This window comes from Vibrio sp. 10N.261.52.A1 (genome assembly GCF_002876325.1).
GTDB lineage: Bacteria > Pseudomonadota > Gammaproteobacteria > Enterobacterales > Vibrionaceae > Vibrio > Vibrio chagasii.
Genome location: NZ_MCYD01000240.1, coordinates 1 through 1,078, shown reverse-complemented (window position 1 = coordinate 1,078; position 1,078 = coordinate 1). Strand labels below are relative to the sequence as shown.

Genomic DNA, 1,078 nt, shown 5'->3' with positions numbered 1-1,078 from the left:
CTGTTCGGCGAGAAGCTTGCGATGCCAATCGCACTGGCGCCTGTTGGTTTAACGGGTATGTACGCACGACGGGGTGAAGTTCAAGCCGCAAAAGCCGCAGACAACAAAGGCATTCCGTTTACCATGTCGACGGTGTCGGTGTGCCCGATTGAAGAAGTAGCACCTAAGATTGAACGCCCAATGTGGTTCCAACTTTACGTACTCAAAGATCGCGGTTTCATGAAGAACGTACTTGAGCGTGCGAAAGCGGCAGGCGTAACCACACTGGTTTTCACCGTTGATATGCCCGTACCCGGTGCACGCTACCGTGACATGCATTCCGGAATGAGCGGACCAAATGCAGCAGTACGCCGCGTCTTTCAATCTATGCGTCATCCTAGTTGGGCAGTTGATGTCGGCTTGCTGGGTAAACCACACGACCTAGGCAACATCTCTACTTACCGTGGCTCTCCTACCAAGCTGGAAGACTACATCGGTTGGTTAGGTGACAACTTCGATCCGTCGATTTCATGGAAAGACCTAGAGTGGATTCGTGATTTCTGGGACGGCCCAATGGTCATCAAAGGTATTCTCGACGAAGAAGATGCAAAAGACGCGGTGAGATTTGGCGCAGACGGTATTGTCGTTTCAAACCACGGTGGTCGTCAGCTTGATGGTGTTTTATCGAGTGCTAAAGCGCTGCCTTCGATTGCTGATGCAGTTAAAGGCGACACCAAGATTCTGGTCGACTCTGGCATTCGAACTGGCTTAGATGTGGTTCGCATGATGGCACTTGGCGCAGACTGCACCTTGCTTGGCCGTTCTTTCGTATACGCATTAGCAGCTCAAGGACAAGCCGGCGTTGAGAACCTACTCGACCTTTACGACAAAGAGATGCGCGTTGCCATGACATTAACTGGCGCAAAGACAATCAAAGACTTAACTCGTGAATCTTTGGTGGGGTTAGATTAAGTCCGTTGATTCACTGTAATGCTTGGGTCTACTTAGACTGAAGTTCAATCGGTGTCACAGCAATTCCACTGCCGTTGTGACACCGTTTAAGCACTGGAAAATAAAATAAAAAGCTAGGGCGTGTTGA

At 50.0% G+C, this 1,078-nt stretch carries 1 protein-coding gene; it reads left to right on the top strand.

Features of this window, described 5'->3' with window-relative positions:
* Nucleotides 1-951 (top strand): FMN-dependent L-lactate dehydrogenase LldD (gene lldD / locus BCT81_RS03090; RefSeq protein WP_102423206.1); only part of this gene is annotated, 951 nt, incomplete at its 5' end.
* Between the last annotated feature and the right edge of the window lie 127 nt (nucleotides 952-1,078).